Consider the following 16,204-nt stretch of genomic DNA (forward strand, 5'->3'; position numbering starts at 1 on the left):
CTGATCGGAACAAGGAGGACACCCATGACCATTAAGGCAGGCAGACCGCGAGCGCCTATCGCAAGAGCGCACCGTGTCCTTACGGGTGCCTGACGCATGTCAGCACACGGCCTCCAGCGCATCGATGTCGCCCCGTTCCAGAAGCGGCAGATTGGCTTCGACCTTGTCCAGCGGCCAATCCCACCAGGCGATCTGGAGCAATCGGGCAACAACATCGTCGGGATAACGCATGCGGATCAGCCGTGCCGGGTTTCCGCCGACGATGGCATATGCTGGCACATCGCGCGTGACGACCGATTCCGCCGCCACGATCGCACCATGACCGATGGTGACGCCGGACATGATCGTGGCATTGTGGCAGATCCAGACATCGTGCCCGACGATGGTATCGCGATACGGCAGGTCGGCATAACCAAAAGTTTCCGGCCTGAAGATGCGAAACGGATAGGTCGTGACGCCACCCATGGGATGGTTTGCATCGGCGCTGATGAAGTAGCTGCCGCGGGCGATCTGGGCGTATCGCCCGATGACCAGTTTTTCCCGGCTGGTGGGGAAGAGGTAAGGCGCAAGAATGCCCGCCGTTTCCTCAACCGTTCCCGAATGGGTGAAATAGCTGAAGTCGCCGATCTCCATCCGGGGATGGGTGACCGCATGTTTAAGGTGGACGGTATCTTTATAGATGGTGCCGTCGGGAAGCGTGATTGGATGCACGGCATCCGCGTTCAGAAGGGGCATGACAGACCTTTTGTCCTGAGGTTTTCAGCGCGCCGCAGACTGTTGCCAGCGCGCGATGGAGCGGTTCAGGAGCCTCAGCGGAGGCGGGTCGCGGTGTTCATTGCCGTTATTCCTTCTGCAGGCTGCAAGACTAACCGAGATCGGGCCCGAAGGCTACTTTAGGCTTTTAAAAAAATCCATGGAGGAGAAAAATCATGACCATCGAAGCCAGCAAATCCGAACAACGTGCGGCAAAAATCCGTCTCGGCATGGTCGGCGGCGGCCAGGGGGCTTTCATTGGCGCCGTGCATCGCATGGCAGCGCGGCTGGACGATCATTATGATCTGGTGGCGGGCGCGCTCTCGTCCACGCCGGAAAAATCGCTCGCCTCGGGCCGTGATCTCGGGCTTGATCCAGAGCGTTGCTACGGCTCGTTCGAGGAGATGGCTGAGAAGGAAGCGGCCCGTGAAGACGGCATCGAGGCGGTCTCCATCGTCACGCCGAACCACGTGCATTTTGCAGCTGCCAAGGCGTTTCTGGAACGCGGCATCCACGTCATCTGCGACAAGCCGCTCACCTCCAATCTGGAGGACGCGAAGGCGCTGAAGGCGGTGGCGGACAAGGCGAGCGCCCTCTTCATCCTCACCCACAATTATACCGGTTATCCCATGGTGCGCCACGCGCGCGAACTGGTTGCAAGCGGCGAACTCGGTGATATCCGTCTGGTGCAGATGGAATATCCGCAGGATTGGCTGGCCGAACCGGTGGAACAGACCGGCGCCAAACAGGCCGTCTGGCGCACCGACCCCGCGCAATCGGGCGTTGGCGGCTCCACCGGCGATATCGGCACGCATGCCTATAATCTCGGCTGCTTCATCTCCGGGCTGGAGCTGGATGAACTGGCCGCCGACGTTCACACCTTTGTCGAGGGACGCCGGCTGGATGACAATGCCCATGTGATGCTGCGTTTCAAAGCCAAGGGAGGCGCAATGCCTGCAAAAGGCCTGCTGTGGTGCAGCCAGGTGGCAACCGGCAACGAGAACGGCCTGAAGGTGCGCATCTATGGCACCAGAGCCGGCATCGAGTGGACGCAGGCCGATCCGAACTATCTCTGGTTCACGCGGCTGGGCGAACCCAAGCAGTTGATCACCCGCGGCGGTGCAGGTGCCGGTTCATCTGCCGCCCGCGTCACCCGCATCCCGAGCGGCCATCCGGAAGGTTATCTCGAAGCCTTTGCAACGATCTATTCGGAGGCCGCCGTCGCCATCCAGGCGGCTCGATCCGGTGCGGTCGTTGATCCGGCTGTTGTGTATCCAACGGTGGATGACGGGGTAAAAGGCGTCGCCTTCGTCACGGCCTGCATCGAGAGCGGCAAAAAGAATGGCGGCTGGGTGAAGGTGTAAGGCGGGTGTTCGCGTGATCTCAATCGTGCGTCGGGCAGATCATTGAGGTCTGCCCCTCACCCTGACCCTTTCACCGCTCAGCGGGGCGAGGGGACTGTGTCGTGGGCCACGGCGACGGTTGAGGAGCGAGACGATTGCGTGGGGAAATATACCTATAAGCGGGTCGTCTATCCTGTTCCCTCTCCCTGTCCTTTACCGGTAAAGGATGAGGATGAGGGAATGACGTCTCCCGGCAGGGAATTGTGAATGAAAACTGCAACGTTGCAGTTTTTAATATCACCCTGTCTTCCCGCGCAAATGCGATTGGTCTAAACCTCAGCGGGAGTTTCAAGGGCGCGCTCCAGCGCCTGTCGCCTGAAATGTGAAGGGAAATCTGCATGATCGATGCAAAAACGCTGGCCGCCCGGTTTCCCGGAGATTTCCTGTTCGGCGTGGCAACCGCTGCCTACCAGATTGAAGGCGCGACCAAGGCCGATGGCCGCAAGCCGTGCATCTGGGATGCCTTTTCCAACATGCCGGGCCGGGTGTTCAACCGCGATAATGGTGATATCGCCTGCGATCATTACAACCGGCTGGATGAGGATCTCGATCTCATCAAGGAGATGGGTGTCGAGGCCTACCGGTTTTCCATCGCCTGGCCGCGGGTCATTCCTGAGGGTGTCGGGCGCATCAACGAGCCGGGCCTCGATTTTTACGACCGGCTGGTTGATGGCTGCAAGGCGCGCGGCATCAAGACTTATGCAACGCTTTATCACTGGGACCTGCCGCTGGCGCTGATGGGCGATGGCGGCTGGACGGCGCGCGCCACATCTTATGCCTTCCAGCGTTATGCCAAGGTGGTGATGGCGCGGCTCGGTGATCGGCTGGATGCGGTCGCAACCTTCAACGAACCCTGGTGCTCCGTGTGGCTGAGCCACCTCTACGGCGTGCATGCGCCGGGCGAAAAGAATATGGAAGCGGCACTTCACGCGCTGCATTACACCAATCTCGCCCATGGCCTGGCCGTCGAGGCGATCCGCCATGTCAGCCCCACCGTGCCTGTCGGCCTTGTGCTCAACGCCCATTCGGTTGTTGCCGGTTCAGACAGTGCGGCCGATACGGCAGCCGCCGCGCGCGCCTTCGATTTCCACAACGGCGCCTTTTTCGATCCGGTCTTCAAGGGCCATTATCCCGAAAGCCTTGTGGCAGCACTCGGTGAGAAGATGCCTGTGATCGAGGATGGCGATCTGGCCGTCATCAACCAGAAGCTCGATTGGTGGGGCCTCAACTATTATACGCCGATGCGCGTGGCCGATGATGCAACTGTTGGCGCCGAATTTCCGGCAACCGTGCCGGCCCCTTTCGTCAACGAGGAAAAAACCGATATCGGCTGGGAGATCTTTCCGTCTGCGATGACCGACATGGTGGCGGATCTCTATCACCGCTACGATCTGCCCGACATGTACATCACCGAAAACGGCGCCGCCTATAATATGGGCGTGGTGGATGGCGAGGTGGATGACCAGCCGCGGCTGGATTATTATGCGGCACATCTGTCGGCCGCTGCCGATCTTGTGCGCGACGGTTTTCCGCTAAAAGGCTATTTTGCCTGGAGCCTCATGGATAATTTCGAGTGGGCGGAAGGATATCGCATGCGCTTCGGCCTCGTGCATGTGGATTACGAGACGCAGGTGCGCACCGTGAAGAAAAGCGGCAAGTGGTACCGCGATCTGGCCGAACATTTCCCGAAAGGTAACCATAAGTTGCCATAACGGGTGAGGGCGGCTGGAACTTCGCGCATGTGCCCTCGTTTCGCCAGCGACAGCAGGGAGAGCGATAATGGCGACAGGATGTGTGGCGTGCAGGGATGGCAAAGCGTTTGACCAGCCGTTTTCCATGGCCTTCCAACCGATCCTTGATCTGAAGACCGGCAAGGTGTTTGCGCAGGAAGCCCTTGTGCGCGGCCCCGCCGGGGAAGGGGCGGGCCATGTTCTGTCTGCCGTTACCGATACCAACCGTTATGCGTTTGACCAGCAGTGCCGGGTGCGCGCACTGGAGCTTGCCGCCCGCCTGTCGCCGCAAACATCATCGCCGCAGAGGCTGTCGATCAATTTCATGCCGAATGCCGTCTATGAGCCGCGCGCCTGCATCCGGCTGACGCTGGAAACGGCCGAGCGTGTCGGCTTTCCGCCGGATCGGATCATCTTCGAATTCACCGAAAGCGAACGCGTCGATACCGATCATCTCCTGGCCATCCTCACCACCTATCGCTCGATCGGCTTTATGACGGCAATCGATGATTTCGGCGCCGGCCATTCGGGTCTCAATCTCCTGGCGCGTTTCCAGCCGGATATCGTCAAGCTGGACATGGATCTGATCCGCGCCATTGACCGGGAACCGGCCAAGCGCACCGTGGTGCGCCACACGCTGGCGATGCTTGCCGATTTCGGCATAACACCGGTTTGCGAAGGCGTGGAAACAGTCGGCGAACTGTCTGTCCTGCGCGATATGGGGGTTGAACTCGTGCAGGGTTATCTTCTGGCAAAGCCCGCCTTCGAACGTTTCGTCATGCCAGCCGTCCCGGCGGTCTGACGCCGCCTCGCCCTCTTTGCCTCCCCCTTTTGACCGGCTCCGGGTGGTTTTCAAAAGCGGCCCCCCTTGCGTGGAACATTGGCGTCTTTATCTAGGCCTTGGCCCCCATGTCCTCCCGCAGGGGCCGATACATTTCAAGGAAAGCCCGCTTCATGCTGCTCGAAAAGCTCAACTGGCGTTACGCCGCAAAGAAAATGGACCCCTCCAAGGCGGTCTCCGAAGACAAGGTGGCGCGTATTGTCGAAGCCGCGCGTCTGGCGCCGACTTCCAGCGGCCTGCAACCGTTCGAAGTCATCGTCGTCACCAATCCGGATGTGCGTGCAAAAATCCAGGCGGTCGCCTGGAACCAGGCGCAGATTACCGATGGTTCGCATCTGCTCGTGTTTGCCGCCTGGGACAATTACACCGCCGAGCGCATCAACACGATGTTCGACCTTGTCAACAAGGAGCGCAACGTCACCAACGAAGGTTGGGAAAACTACCGCAAGATGCTGCTCGACACCTATCCGCCGCGCGATGCGGAGGTCAATTTTGAGCATGCCGCGCGCCAGGCCTATATCGCCTTCGGGCTTGCCACGGCCCAGGCTGCCTTTGAAGGCGTCGACGCCACGCCCATGGAAGGTTTTGAACCTGCCAAGGTCGATGAAATCCTCGGCCTTCGCGCGCGTGGCCTGCGCTCGGTCACCCTCCTGCCGCTCGGCTATCGCCAGGCCGATGGCGACTGGCTGGTCAACCTGAAGAAGGTCCGCCGCCCAACGGACGAGTTCGTTTCCTACGTGAAGTGAAACCGGTGGCGCCGCGGAGAAATTCGCGGCGCCAATGCACCAGGCGCGCATTTATATTCTCTCCGTTGCGCCTTTCGGGAAAAAGCATCCCTCGGATTCTCCAGCGCCGGATGTCATAAGCTGTCTCACGGTTTGCACCACAGGCAGACCACCCCATCAAAGTGCGTTTTCGAAAGAGGTTCAGGGATGTTGGAGCGACGTCTGATGCGTCGAATGTGTTGCCGGCTTTAAAGCCGGCTGACGCCCCCATCCCGATGCGCTGGAGCGCCTTGCCTTTCTGCGGAAAGCCTCATCTCCCCAAGAGTTTTGCATGCACACTGTTTCAAATCCGCCGGCGCCCGGGCGCGCCGTTTTACCCTCCGGCGCCGAGATCGCCCCGCCTGTCGCCGCAAGTCCCATGGTGTCCTTCCGGGGCGTCACCAAGCGTTTTGCCGATCGCGGCAGCAACGGGGAGTTTATCGCTCTCGCCGGCGTCGATCTTGAAGTGCCGAAAGGTGCCATCACCGGCATAATCGGCCGCTCGGGGGCGGGAAAATCGACGCTGATCCGGCTGGTCAACGGGTTGGAAATCCCGACATCCGGCAGTGTGCTGGTCGATGGTGTTGATGTCGGCGGGCTTGACGAGACGAAGCTGCGCGGGCTTCGCCGTCAGGTCGGCATGATTTTTCAGCACTTCAACCTGCTGTCGTCGCGCACCGTTTACGGCAATATCGCGCTGCCGCTTGAAATCGCCGGCCTGTCGCGCGCAGCGATCAGGGCCCGCGTGGCGCCGCTCATCGATCTCGTCGGCCTCTCCGACAAGGCGGGCCGTTATCCGGCGGAACTGTCGGGCGGCCAGAAGCAGCGCGTCGGCATTGCGCGCGCGCTGGCAACAGAGCCGAAGCTGCTTTTGTCGGATGAGGCAACGTCGGCGCTCGATCCGGAAACCACCCAGTCAATCCTTGATCTCCTGAAGACCATCAACCGCGATCTTGGCCTGACGGTTCTGTTGATCACCCATGAGATGGAGGTGGTCAAATCCATTGCGTCCGAAGTGGCCGTCATCGACAAGGGGCTGATCGTCGAGAGCGGGCGCACCTTCGATGTGTTCACCCGGCCACGCCACGAGACAACGCGGGCGCTTTTGTCGGGCCTTCCCGGCACAAAACTTCCCGATGCCATCACTCGGAGATTGAAGGCGGACGGTGGCACTGGTGACCGGATCTACACGCGCCTCACCTTCTTCGGCGCAACGGCCGAACAGCCGCTGATCGCGCGCCTGATGAGCGAGCTTGGCGCCGAGGTCAACATCATCACCGGCACGATCGATGAGATTGCCGGCGAACCTTATGGGTCGCTGGTCGTCTCCTATAGCGCCGATCCCGCGGTGCTTTCGCGCGCCGAAGCCTTTTATGCCCAGACGGGCCTTTCGACGGAGGTTTTAGGTTATGGCGCCTGACATGCTTCTTGCCCTTCTCTGGAAGGCGCTCGTCCAGACGGTTCACATGGTTGCCGTCGCTGGCCTCATCGGCACGCTGGTCGGGCTTCCGATCGGCGTCTTCCTGGCCAATAGCGGCAGGGGCGAACTGTTTGCCGCCCCCATGGTCAACCGCATCGTTGGCCTCATCGTTAATGCGACGCGCTCGACGCCCTTCATCATTCTGGTCGTGGCGATCATTCCCTTTACCCGGCTGGTTGCCGGCACCTCGATCGGCACCAGTGCCGCCATCGTGCCGCTGACGCTGGCCACCATTCCCTTTGTCGCCCGCCTCATCGAAGCGGCCATCCGTGAGGTGGACCGGGGCCTGATCGAGGCAGCCCGTGCCATGGGTGCAAGCCGCTGGCAGATCGTCACCAAGGTTCTGATCGCCGAAGCCCGTCCCGGCATCACGCTTGCGCTCACCCTGACGCTGGTCAGCCTTATCGGTTATTCGGCCATGGTCGGCGCCGTCGGTGGCGGCGGGCTGGGCGATCTCGGCATCCGCTATGGCTATCAACGCTTCATGCCGGAGGTGATGGCAGCCGTGGTGGTGGTGCTGATCCTTCTCGTCCAGGCCGTGCAGAGCGCTGGCGACGCGCTGGCGCGCCGTTTCGACAAGCGCAACCGCCAGACCTGATTTTCCATAACAAGACCAAGACTTTCAACTCGTCCCAAGGAGAACACCATGAAGACGCTCATTCTCGCGGCCTCCCTTGCCGCCCTCATTTCCGCCGGCTCGGCGCTCGCCGAAACCATCAAGATCGGCGTCACCCCCGGTCCGCACGCGCAGATCATGGAAGAGGTCAAGAAGGTCGCCGCCGAAAAGGGGCTGGACCTCGAGATCCTCGAGTTTTCCGATTATGTCGTTCCCAATCAGGCACTGGCCGATGGCGACCTGCAGGCCAATTCCTTCCAGCACCAGCCTTATCTCGACAACCAGGTGAAGGATCGCGGTTTTGATCTCGTCAGCGTCGGCCAGACGGTCAACTTCCCGATGGGCATCTATTCCAAGAAGGTGAAAAGCCTCGACGAGCTGAAGGACGGCGCCTCGGTTGCCATTCCAAACGATCCGACCAATGGTGGCCGCGCGCTTCTGATTCTTGCCGACAAGGGCCTGATCAAGATCCGCGATGGCGCGGGCCTCAAGGTCTCGCCGGCCGATGTGGTCGAAAATCCGAAGAACATCACCTTTGCCGAACTGGATGCCGCCCAGCTGCCGCGTGCGCTCGATGATGTCGATGCCTCTGTCATCAACACCAATTATGCACTGGAAGCGGGGCTTGACCCGGCCAAGGATCCGATTGCCCGCGAAGGCGAAAAGGCCCCTTACATCAACGTCATCGCCGTGCAGGCGAAGAACAAGGATGCCGCCTGGGTGAAGACGCTGGTCGAATCCTATCACAGCGCGCCGGTGAAGCAGTTCGTTGCCACCCAGTTCAAGGGCGCCGTCCTCGCCGCCTGGTAAGACACAGACATCAAAGTTTAGGGAGATAGCTCTTTCCCTTTGCCGGGAAGGAGCTATTTTGCATTTGGCATGCGGCCGGCATCTGGTATTAAGCAAAAGCGAATACATGATCGGCATTGTTCGCATAAGTGCCAGGGCTGACGAATGCGGTTTGTGCCGATTACGTTGAAACACTCCGCTGCCAAGGTCGACCGCCGCTCCGCGGTGCGCTCAATGCTGCTTATTTTTGCAGCGGTGGTGATAGCGGTAACAGGGATGGTATTTACCGCCCTCGACCGTGTCGGCCATTACGCCAACCAGCTGGACGAGGAACGCTCGCGCGAATCCGTGAGCGGCGCGCTGCAGACATTCCAGCGACAGCTTGCCGCCACCCTGCATGATTACGCCGCCTGGGACGATGCGGCCGATCACGTCTACCGCTCCTCCGGCCTTGTCTGGGCAAAGCGCAATTTCGGCGCCATGACTGACAACAACGAGCTGTTCGACGTGGCAATCATCGTCGATCACACCGGCCGTATCGTGCTCGGTTATTCCGAAGGAGAGCCGGTCACCGGCAGCCTCGAAGACTATATCACGCCGGAAGTCTGGTCTCTGCTCGACAAGATCCGCTCCGTTCGCGAAGGCGTACTTCCCGAAGAAACCAGCTTTACACGCACGTCCCGTGGGGCGGCGGCTTTCGGCGTCGCCCTCATCCGGACGAAATCCGGCCAGCTGGTGGCGCCACAGGGCGAAGGGCGTTACGTCATCTTCATGCGCCATCTGACGGAGGTGACTGTCGATCGGCTGGCCAGCGCTTATGTGCTGCCGGGCCTTCGCATCGAACAACCGCTGGAGCAGAAGTCGCACCGGGTCGATATCCTGTCGCCCGCAGGCAGGCCGATCGCGTCGCTGTGCTGGGAGCCGCGTTCGCCGGGCAATATCAGCCTTGCGCAGGTGCGGCCGCTCGTCTGGTGCGCCGTTGCCATGGTGGCGATCTATTTTGTGCTGCTTTTCGTCAGCGGCAGCCAGGCGCTGGCGCGGCTTTCAGCCGACGAGGAAGCGGCGATCAAGCTGTCGCTGACGGACCGGCTGAGCGGCCTTCCCAACCGCACCGGCCTGTTTGCCGATCTTTCCGAACTGGTGGGCACAGCGCAAAGGTCAGGCCTCGATGTCGCCTTGCTTTATCTCGACCTTGATGGTTTCAAGGAGGTCAACGACGCCTATGGTCACGCCACCGGCGACCAATTGATCCGCGCCGTCTCTGCGGGCCTTGCCGTGCTGGTGGGTGAGGGGGCCGTATTGGCAAGGCTTGGCGGCGATGAGTTTGCCATCGGTTTCCTCAGCAAGAATGCCGAGGCGGACGCGGCAGCGCTTGCCGAGCGCGTCATGGAATTTCTCGGCGAGCCGCTCACCATGGGCGATCGCATTGCCGTCATCGGCTGCAGCATCGGCATTGCCTGTTCGCCGCTTGGCGCTGTGGCTGGTGAGGAAGTTCTGCGGCGGGCCGACATGGCCATGTACCGCGCCAAGGAAGAAGGGCGCGGCCGCTGGTCTGCCTATGATCCGGCGATGGACGCCGAACGTGAAGAGCGCAACCGGCTGGAGCTGGATCTGCGGCAGGCCATCGAGCGCGAGGAAATTTCCGTCGCCTTCCAGCCGGTCGTTGATGCCCAGCATATGCGCCTTTCCGGCGTCGAGGCTTTGGCGCGCTGGACACGCCAAGGTCATGGGCCGGTGCCGCCGGACGTGTTTATTCCGATTGCCGAAAGCACAGGTCTGATCGACCAGTTGGGCCTCTGCGTCTTGCGTACCGCCTGCGAGGCCCTGTGCGACTGGCCGGAACTGACGCTTGCCGTCAATGTTTCGCCGGGCCAGTTCCGCGATCCCGCCTTTGCCGAGCGGGTGGCGCTGGTTTTTCAGGAAACCGAGATGGATCCGGCCCGCATTACGCTGGAAATGACGGAAACCTATTTCATCCAGAACCCGGCCCGCGCCCGCGATACCCTCAACCGGCTGAAGAAGACCGGCGTGCATATCGCACTCGATGATTTTGGCGCCGGCTTCTCCAGCGTCGGTTATCTGCGCCAGTTCGGCTTTGACCGGATGAAGATCGACCGCTCGCTGGTGGCCGCTGCCGATCTGGGCGGGCGTGCGGTGGATATGCTGCAGGCAACGGTCGCGCTTGCCCGCTCGCTCGATATTCCGGTGACGGCAGAGGGGGTGGAAACCAATGCGCAGGCCGTGGCGCTGCGCATTGCCGGCTGCGACCAGTTGCAGGGTTTTCTGTTTGGAAAGCCAATGCCGATTGCCGAGATCGCTAGGCTTCGCCAGCGTGAAGAACCGCTGTTCAGGCTTTCGGGCCTGGCCTGAACTCTCGACGTTGCGGGATGAGCCTCAGCTGCCGAGATGTTTTGCGCCGCGCTTGCGGGCAAGCTCGATCTGCAATTGCCGCTGGCGATAACGGTCCCGATCGGCTTCGGTGCGCGTGTCATAACAATGCGGGCAGGAAACACCTTCCTCGAATTTCGGCGATAGGCGCACATCCGGCGTGATCGGCTCGCGGCAGGCATGGCAGAGTTTGTGGTCGCCTTCCTTCAGCCCGTGCGTTACCGACACCCGCTCGTCGAACACGAAACAGGCACCTTCCCAAAGGCTTTCTTCTTCCGGCACGGTTTCGAGATATTTGAGAATGCCGCCCTTCAGGTGGTAGACCTCGTCAAAACCCTGCTCCTTCATGAAGGCGGTCGCCTTCTCGCAGCGGATGCCGCCGGTGCAGTACATGGCGATCTTCGGCTTGTTGTGCAGGCCGGTATTGTTCTTCACCCAGTCGGGAAACTCGCGAAATGTTTTCGTCTGGGGATCGACCGCGCCCTTAAAAATGCCGATGGCCGTTTCGTAATCGTTGCGGGTATCGATGAGGATCGTTTCCGGATCGGAGATGAGGTCGTTCCAGTCCTTCGGCTCCACATAGGTGCCGACGATCTTGTTGGGGTCGATATCCTCGACGCCCATGGTGACGATCTCTTTTTTCAGCCGCACCTTCATGCGCAGAAACGGCATCTTGGAGGCGCGGCTTTCCTTGTGCTCGAGGTTTGCGAACTCGGGCAGCGATCGCAGGTAGGAAAGCACGCGCGCAATGCCGTCATCGGTGCCGGCAATCGTGCCGTTGATGCCCTCTTGGGCCACAAGCAGTGTGCCCTTCACGCCGTTTTCCTCACACAGCGCCTGAAGCGGTGCGCGCAGCGCCTCGCAGCGCTCGAACCGCGCAAAATGATAGAGCGCGGCAACAAGGAAAGAGCCGGAAACGGTGCCGGCGGCGGTGGCTTGAATATCGGTCATGATGTCCGCGAAATACTGCCTCTGGCGGCCGGACGCAATGGATTTTAGCGCCCGCGCCGCACTTTGCCTTTTGTCAATCCGCAGATGCCTCGACACGGCAACGGCCCCTGCCGCGGGCGCAAGGGGCCGTTCGGTGTGCCATCGGACGGCAGGAGATCAGGCGGCGCGCGAAGATCGTGGCCGCATCGCTTGGTGTTCGAGCGTGAACTGCACCATCAGGTCACGCAACCGTGCCGATTCTGCGGCAAGTGCTGCGGAGGCCGCCGAGGTTTCCTCCACCATGGCCGCGTTCTTCTGCGTGCTCTGGTCCATGTGGTTGACGGCGGTATTGATCTCGGCAAGGCCGGTTGACTGTTCGCGGGCAGAGGTTGCGATGGCACCGACATGTTCGTTGATCGTCACGATCAACTGGCCGATGCCGGTGAGAGCCGAGCCGGTATTGGAGACGAGCTTGACGCCGGCTTCCACTTCGCTTGTCGAGTTCTGGATCAGCATCTTGATTTCGCGGGCGGCATTTGCCGAACGCTGCGCCAGTTCCCGCACTTCCTGCGCCACCACGGCAAAGCCCTTTCCAGCTTCTCCGGCGCGTGCGGCCTCGACGCCGGCGTTCAGCGCAAGCAGGTTCGTCTGGAAGGCGATCTCGTCGATCACGCTGATGATGGAGGAGATCTGTGAGGCGCTTGCCTCGATCCGGCTCATGGCCTCCACTGCCTGGGCAACCACCTGGCCGGACTTGACGGCGCTGTGATTGGCCTCGGTTGCCACCCGGCGTGCCTCTTCCGTCAGATGCAGGGAGGAGGAGACATTGGTGGTGATTTCATCCAGTGCTGCGGCCGTTTCCTCCAGCGATGCCGCCTGCTGCTCCGTGCGGCGTGACAGATCGTTGGTGTTGTCGGCAATGTCGCGGGTTCCGGCATCGATGTTCATCGCAGCCGTCACGACAACCGAAAGCGTCTTGCGCAACTGGCTGACGGCATCATTGAAATTGGTGCGCAGTTCCTCGTAATCAGGGGCGAACCGGTCTTCGATCTGCACCGTCAGATCCCCGAGCGAAAGCGCACGCAGGCCGTCCGCCAGCCCGTTCGTCGCCTTCATCATGCCATTGAGGCGCAGGTTGTCGGCCTCTTCCTGCGCGGCGCGCTGCTGTTCCAGCAGATCCCGGCTGGTATCGGCGTCGCGCCGCAGCGTCTGGGCCTGATGCACGCTGTCCTTGAAATACTGGACGGCGCGTGACATTTCGCCGATTTCATCGACACGGTTCTGGTTCGGCACCTGCGTATCCAGCGCGCCGGAGGACAGCTTGTTCATCACCTGCGCCAGCGAAATCAGCGGCCTGGTGATCGAACGCAGCAGGGCCATCAGCGCAAGTGCCGAGGCCAGAAGCGTCAGGCCGGCAATGGCTGCAAGCCCGAGCAGCGAACTCCACGTGTTGCGCATGATCGACTGGGCGTCAAACACCAGAACCATGGTGCCGATACCCATGTCCTTGCCTTCTTCGGCATGGCGCAAGGGCACGACGGAGAAACGCAGGTCTGCCTCGTTGTCGCGTGTCTCGCCCGATGTCGAGCGAAGGCCGGCTGCCACCGCATCGGCCTCACCGGAAGAGAAAAACGCCTTGCCAGTGGCATCGAGCACAAGAGCGGCGCGGAAATCGGGATCGGTGGTCACGGGGTCGAAGGTCGCCTGGGCAAGGCTCTTGTCGAATTGCCACATGGCCATGCTGGCTCCCGCTGCCGTCATGGAGGCGGTGAGTTTCACCTTCCGGTCGAACATGTCATGCGCGGTTTCAGCCTGTGACCAGCCAGAATAAAGGCTGAGCGCCACGCAGCCCGACAGAATAAGCGCAAGCGATGGCAACATCACCTGCATGCGAATGGACTTGCTCTTGAACATGATCAAATTCCTTAAAAATAAGGGAGAACGGCGATGTTTGGACAGGGCATCCGGAAGGCAGTCGGCGCGCGGTGCGGCCCCGTCACTCCTGCGGGTCGAACCAGTATTGTGCGTCCATCGCGAGGATGTCGTCCGGCAGGTTGGGGTTATCGACCTTGATGATCTTGCGTGTCTTCAGGTTGCCCTTGTCCAGCGCAAGCCGGATATCGGGATAGGAAAGGAAGACCTCCTCGAAGGAGCCGTCCTGCCATGCCGCCTGCAAACCGCGCATGAGATCGTCGCGCAGGTCAGGCTTGGATTTCGACACATAAAAGATCGAAGCGGACGGATATTGCAGAACCAGCGTCTTCTCCACGGCAAGGCCGGGCGCATCGGGTGCCTGCTTGATCTGTTCGCTGAGAGCCTCGTTGACGCCGCGCGGAAAATAGTCGCCGCGCTTTCCGATGGTCATGCGGTAGAGGTTTTTCTGCGGGCCGGTGCGCACGGTGAGACCTGCCTTGCGCAGCACATCCACATCGGCCCAGCCGGTGCCCTGCAGGGCTATGAAAGCCTTGAGCGCCTGGAGGTTCTGAACGCGTGCAAATTCATCCTGGCGGGCTGCATCGATGAGGAACAGGCGATAACCGCCAAGCCCCCTGTCGACAGGGAAGGGAACCGAAAGAAGCTTTGCCGAAACCGCCTTTGATGCATTGACCCAGGCAATGTCGATCTGCGCGCCATTGGCGATGGCGTCCACCATGCCGGCATTGGAACTGTAGCCGGCCGGTGATGGCTTCAGCACATACGGTTTTCCGGATTTTTCAATGGCGAGTTGAAGAACCTGGAAACCCAGCGTGTTTTCCTTGTTGCCCGCCGAATTATAATAGATCTCGTGCTGTTCGGCACTGTGTGCAACGCATGCCAGAAAGCTCGTTGCCAAAACCAGAGCGCGCAGAAATGTCCGCTGTAACACCACTCAATCTCCCCTGCAGATTGTGAGGAAGACTCCGCTTTTCGGTTTAACAAGACCTGAAAGCCGGACTGCAAGATTTGCAGTCGCAGCGCTGCGAAAGGGCGGCCTGTCAAAGGCACAGATGGTTCTGGCGGATGACGCTCACGACAGCGCGTCCGCCGCTTCCAGCCAAAGCCTGCCGATGATGCGGGCTTCGCGCCTGGGCTGGTCTGGAAAGACGACCGCTGCAAGGGACAGCGCTTCGGCGCGGATCGCCTGCTGGCGTGTGATGATGGCGCCGATCAGAAGCGCCAGTGTATCGCTGTCACCAAACAGGTCCGGGCTCTCGTTGATCGTCTGCGTCAGCACGCTCAGATCATGCTCATGGCCGAGCAGGTCGACCAATTGTTTTGTCTCGCGCTTCTGGGCAGCCATGGCGGATGGCCAGAGATCGGAAAACAGCGTCAGGAACATCCAACTGGTCTGCCCGCATTTGCGCAGGTCATGAAAAGCTTCGGCCGAATGGTCTTCATTGCAGGTGGAAAGTGCTGCAGCCGCCTTCAGACCCTGTTTGCGAAAGGCCTTGACGACACGTCGTGCCGTGCGTGCATTGCCGCGCGGCAGGTTCAGCCCGTGAAGCGCTTCCAATGCATCTTCACAGGCGGCGATCGCTGTCTCGATCGTGTCTGCAAGGTCGCCTTGTGTCGAGGCGATCCGGTCGCGTCGTTCAATCAGCGCGCGGGAAGCAAAGCCGAGCGCTGTAAGCTCTTCGGCGGATACGGCAAGGCCGGCCAGATAGTCGACGGTTTCGACAAGGGCTGTTGCGTCGCGCGCACCGGACAGGCTTTGCGCTACGGTACGGATACGGGCGTTTTCCGTGCGCCGGAACTCCTTCGCATCCGGTTCAACCAGCCGGTAGAGGGCGCGCAGGCGCTTGAAGCGTTTGCGCGCCGCATGGATCGCCTGATGCTCTCCTTCGGGGCGTTCGCGCAATACCTCGATGGCACGCCGCAACTGGCTTTCGGCAATGCGGCAAAATTCAGCGGCAAAAGGTTCAGAGGGCCGAATGCGAAATGCCATGCACCAACTCCCCAGCCAGGTCTTCGGTCGCCAGGACCATGTTGGAATAACGGCGGTCGCTGGTCACTTCGCGGCCGATCCAGGGCGGCAGCGGCGGGCTTTCCGCCTCGCTCTCCAGTTCCACCTCGGCCACAACAAGGCCGCTGTAGAAGCCTGTGAACACGTCCACTTCCCAGGTGAAGCCGGCGTGCGGCACAAGATAGCGGGTCTTTTCGATGACGGTGCCGATGGCGGCGCGCACCAGTTCCTCGGCATCCTCGACCGGAATGGCGTATTCATATTCGTTGCGAGACAACATGCCGTGGCCGATCTTGATGGTGAGGCGTGCGCTTTCACCATCGATCAGCCGCACCCGGACATTGCGGTCTTCACCAACGGCCACATAGGCCTGCATGTAGGATGCGCCGAGGCTTGCAATGTCGCGCCACGCCTCGCTTGAAACGAGAAACTTGCGTTCGATTTCCTTGGCCATGCTCATTCCCGTTTTCATCACGAACCTGATACAAACTATTGCAAAGGCTTGGCGGCGACCAGAGCCGAATGCCTGGCAGTGGTCCGTTTTTTCTCGACACTGCCTTTGCCCCG

14 protein-coding genes are annotated in these 16,204 nt (G+C 60.8%); 8 read left to right on the forward strand and 6 right to left on the reverse strand.

Annotated features, from left to right (window positions below; translation table 11 throughout):
* Positions 1-99: 99 nt before the first annotated feature.
* Positions 100-735 (reverse strand): CatB-related O-acetyltransferase, encoded by a 636-nt coding sequence (locus AC4CWF_RS03820; protein WP_491283817.1) that lies wholly within the window; start codon positions 733-735, stop codon positions 100-102.
* 194 nt (positions 736-929) lie between these two features.
* Between AC4CWF_RS03820 and AC4CWF_RS03825 the strand changes: the two genes are divergently transcribed.
* The 8 genes from AC4CWF_RS03825 to AC4CWF_RS03860 all read left to right on the forward strand — a co-directional run bounded on the left by AC4CWF_RS03825 (position 930) and on the right by AC4CWF_RS03860 (position 10,746).
* Positions 930-2,117, forward strand: coding sequence for a Gfo/Idh/MocA family protein (locus AC4CWF_RS03825; RefSeq protein ID WP_491283818.1), 1,188 nt, complete (start codon positions 930-932; stop codon positions 2,115-2,117).
* 377 nt (positions 2,118-2,494) lie between these two features.
* Positions 2,495-3,868 (forward strand): GH1 family beta-glucosidase, encoded by a 1,374-nt coding sequence (locus AC4CWF_RS03830; protein ID WP_491283819.1) that lies wholly within the window; start codon positions 2,495-2,497, stop codon positions 3,866-3,868.
* A 67-nt stretch (positions 3,869-3,935) separates the two neighbouring features.
* Positions 3,936-4,688: an EAL domain-containing protein gene (locus AC4CWF_RS03835; RefSeq protein ID WP_491283821.1), complete on the forward strand. Its 753-nt coding sequence runs from the start codon at positions 3,936-3,938 to the stop codon at positions 4,686-4,688.
* Positions 4,689-4,840: 152 nt separating this feature from the next.
* Complete coding sequence (locus AC4CWF_RS03840; protein ID WP_491283822.1) at positions 4,841-5,473, forward strand: NAD(P)H-dependent oxidoreductase; 633 nt, start codon at positions 4,841-4,843, stop codon at positions 5,471-5,473.
* A 397-nt stretch (positions 5,474-5,870) separates the two neighbouring features.
* Positions 5,871-6,911, forward strand: a complete 1,041-nt coding sequence (locus AC4CWF_RS03845; RefSeq protein ID WP_491285192.1) for a methionine ABC transporter ATP-binding protein — start codon at positions 5,871-5,873, stop codon at positions 6,909-6,911.
* On the forward strand, positions 6,901-7,569 hold the full coding sequence (locus AC4CWF_RS03850) for a methionine ABC transporter permease (protein WP_491283823.1): 669 nt from the start codon (positions 6,901-6,903) through the stop codon (positions 7,567-7,569). Before AC4CWF_RS03845 ends, AC4CWF_RS03850 begins: the two co-directional genes overlap by 11 nt.
* Positions 7,570-7,617: 48 nt before the next feature.
* Positions 7,618-8,397 carry a MetQ/NlpA family ABC transporter substrate-binding protein gene (locus AC4CWF_RS03855; protein WP_491283824.1) on the forward strand — a complete coding sequence of 260 codons (780 nt, stop codon included), beginning with the start codon at positions 7,618-7,620 and terminating at the stop codon, positions 8,395-8,397.
* Between the two features lie 144 nt (positions 8,398-8,541).
* The gene (locus AC4CWF_RS03860; protein ID WP_491283825.1) at positions 8,542-10,746 is read left to right on the forward strand and encodes a putative bifunctional diguanylate cyclase/phosphodiesterase; all 2,205 of its coding nucleotides are present in this window, start codon (positions 8,542-8,544) and stop codon (positions 10,744-10,746) included.
* A gap of 24 nt (positions 10,747-10,770) precedes the next feature.
* Here the strand turns inward: AC4CWF_RS03860 and trhO are convergent, their stop codons facing one another.
* From trhO to AC4CWF_RS03885, 5 genes are all read right to left on the reverse strand, one after another.
* A complete protein-coding gene (gene trhO / locus AC4CWF_RS03865) occupies positions 10,771-11,715 on the reverse strand; it encodes an oxygen-dependent tRNA uridine(34) hydroxylase TrhO (protein WP_491283826.1) in 945 nt (314 codons plus the stop codon).
* A 156-nt stretch (positions 11,716-11,871) separates the two neighbouring features.
* Complete coding sequence (locus tag AC4CWF_RS03870) at positions 11,872-13,608, reverse strand: methyl-accepting chemotaxis protein (RefSeq protein ID WP_491283827.1); 1,737 nt, start codon at positions 13,606-13,608, stop codon at positions 11,872-11,874.
* A gap of 82 nt (positions 13,609-13,690) precedes the next feature.
* Positions 13,691-14,560, reverse strand: a complete 870-nt coding sequence (locus tag AC4CWF_RS03875; RefSeq protein WP_491283828.1) for a hypothetical protein — start codon at positions 14,558-14,560, stop codon at positions 13,691-13,693.
* A 141-nt stretch (positions 14,561-14,701) separates the two neighbouring features.
* Positions 14,702-15,619, reverse strand: coding sequence for a CHAD domain-containing protein (locus AC4CWF_RS03880; protein ID WP_491283829.1), 918 nt, complete (start codon positions 15,617-15,619; stop codon positions 14,702-14,704).
* The gene (locus AC4CWF_RS03885) at positions 15,594-16,091 is read right to left on the reverse strand and encodes a CYTH domain-containing protein (protein ID WP_491285194.1); all 498 of its coding nucleotides are present in this window, start codon (positions 16,089-16,091) and stop codon (positions 15,594-15,596) included. Before AC4CWF_RS03885 ends, AC4CWF_RS03880 begins: the two co-directional genes overlap by 26 nt.
* Positions 16,092-16,204 lie beyond the last annotated feature (113 nt).

This window comes from Neorhizobium sp. PAMB6630 (genome assembly GCF_058242775.1).